The 2,508-nt window shown below is 54.1% G+C and carries 1 tRNA gene and 2 rRNA genes; all 3 read left to right on the top strand.

The window, feature by feature from the left end:
* Positions 1 to 1,982 (top strand): 23S ribosomal RNA (locus L867_RS0120895); the annotation flags it as partial.
* A gap of 212 nt (positions 1,983 to 2,194) precedes the next feature.
* Positions 2,195 to 2,309: ribosomal RNA gene (gene rrf / locus L867_RS0120890) — 5S ribosomal RNA — on the top strand.
* A gap of 122 nt (positions 2,310 to 2,431) precedes the next feature.
* Positions 2,432 to 2,508, top strand: a tRNA-Met gene (locus L867_RS0120885).

Below are 2,508 nucleotides of genomic sequence, written 5' to 3'. Positions count from 1 at the left end.
GAAAGGCCAATCAAACTCGGAAATAGCTGGTTCTCCGCGAAAACTATTTAGGTAGTGCGTCGACCGAATACCCTCGGGGGTAGAGCACTGGATGGGCTATGGGGACTCACCGTCTTACTGATCCTAACCAAACTCCGAATACCGAGGAGTACTAGTCGGCAGACACACGGCGGGTGCTAACGTCCGTCGTGAAGAGGGCAACAACCCTGACCTCCAGCTAAGGTCCCCAAGTCATGGCTAAGTGGGAAAGGATGTGAGGATCCCAAAACAACCAGGATGTTGGCTTAGAAGCAGCCATCATTTAAAGAAAGCGTAACAGCTCACTGGTCTAAATAAGGGTCTTTGCGCCGAAAATGTAACGGGGCTAAAGCCATGCACCGAAGCTGAGGATACGTCGCAAGACGTGTGGTAGCGGAGCGTTCCGTAAGCCTGTGAAGGGGTACCTGTGAGGGGCCCTGGAGGTATCGGAAGTGCGAATGTTGACATGAGTAACGATAAAGGGAGTGAGAGACTCCCTCGCCGAAAGACCAAGGGTTCCTGCTTAAAGTTAATCTGAGCAGGGTTAGCCGGCCCCTAAGATGAGGCAGAAATGCGTAGTCGATGGGAACCACGTTAATATTCGTGGGCCTGGTGGTAGTGACGGATCGCACAAATCGTACATTCTTATTGGATTGAATGTGCGGTGGAGCGGTTCCAGGAAATAGCTCCACCCTATAGACCGTACCCGAAACCGACACAGGTGGTCAGGTAGAGTATACCAAGGCGCTTGAGAGAACTATGCTGAAGGAACTCGGCAAATTGCACGCGTAACTTCGGAAGAAGCGTGACCCTTATGTACGCAAGTATGTGAGGGTGGCACAGACCAGGGGGTAGCGACTGTTTATCAAAAACACAGGGCTCTGCGAAGTCGCAAGACGACGTATAGGGTCTGACGCCTGCCCGGTGCTGGAAGGTTAAGAGGAGAGGTGCAAGCTTTGAATCGAAGCCCCAGTAAACGGCGGCCGTAACTATAACGGTCCTAAGGTAGCGAAATTCCTTGTCGGGTAAGTTCCGACCTGCACGAATGGCGTAACGACTTCCCCGCTGTCTCCAGCATAGACTCAGTGAAATTGAATTCCCCGTGAAGATGCGGGGTTCCTGCGGTCAGACGGAAAGACCCCGTGCACCTTTACTATAGCTTTACACTGGCATTCGTGTCGGCATGTGTAGGATAGGTGGTAGGCTTTGAAGCAGGGACGCCAGTTTCTGTGGAGCCATCCTTGAAATACCACCCTTATCGTCATGGATGTCTAACCGCGGTCCGTTATCCGGATCCGGGACAGTGTATGGTGGGTAGTTTGACTGGGGCGGTCGCCTCCGAAAGAGTAACGGAGGCGCGCGATGGTGGGCTCAGACCGGTCGGAAATCGGTCGTCGAGTGCAATGGCATAAGCCCGCCTGACTGCGAGACTGACAAGTCGAGCAGAGACGAAAGTCGGTCATAGTGATCCGGTGGTCCCGCGTGGAAGGGCCATCGCTCAACGGATAAAAGGTACGCCGGGGATAACAGGCTGATGACCCCCAAGAGTCCATATCGACGGGGTTGTTTGGCACCTCGATGTCGGCTCATCGCATCCTGGGGCTGGAGCAGGTCCCAAGGGTTTGGCTGTTCGCCAATTAAAGCGGTACGTGAGCTGGGTTCAGAACGTCGTGAGACAGTTCGGTCCCTATCTGCCGTGGGTGTAGGAATATTGACAGGATCTGTCCCTAGTACGAGAGGACCGGGATGGACATATCTCTGGTGGACCTGTTGTCGTGCCAACGGCATAGCAGGGTAGCTATATATGGAATGGATAACCGCTGAAGGCATCTAAGCGGGAAACCAACCTGAAAACGAGTGTTCCCTATCAGAGCCGTGGAAGACTACCACGTTGATAGGCCGGGTGTGGAAGTGCAGTAATGCATGAAGCTTACCGGTACTAATAGCTCGATTGGCTTGATCGTTCTCATTGACCATGCTCATCGAACAAAGTTCGATGAGCCATCTCTTCTGTCCTGACGCGCAAAGCGCTCCGGACGGGCCGCCAAACGATTGGCGACGGCCTTGCGGCCTGTATGGGAAATCCCCGCAGGCAAAGGTCAAGAAAAGACGTGTTCACAAAGACAAACGAGGCCAAAAGCCTCTACCAGCTTCTCAATGTTTTGCCCTTAGCCGACCTGGTGGTCATGGCGGGGCGGCCGCACCCGTTCCCATTCCGAACACGGCCGTGAAACGCCCCAGCGCCAATGGTACTTCGTCTCAAGACGCGGGAGAGTAGGTCGCTGCCAGGTCTGCTAAGTGCAAAACAAACATCTTCTCAATCCACAAATCAACGGCCCAAAGCCGATCAAGGGCCGCTCAAAAGCGGCCTTTTTGCTTTCCAAGCCCCGGGTATTCCCCGGCAAAAATATAACGCGGGGTGGAGCAGCCCGGTAGCTCGTCAGGCTCATAACCTGAAGGCCGCAGGTTCAAATCCTGCCCCCGCAACCA

It is taken from the genome of Paenirhizobium selenitireducens ATCC BAA-1503 (assembly GCF_000518785.1).
Taxonomy (GTDB): domain Bacteria; phylum Pseudomonadota; class Alphaproteobacteria; order Rhizobiales; family Rhizobiaceae; genus Allorhizobium; species Allorhizobium selenitireducens.
The sequence above is the reverse complement of the archived record's forward strand: the minus strand, read 5'-3'. Positions and strand labels throughout refer to the sequence as shown.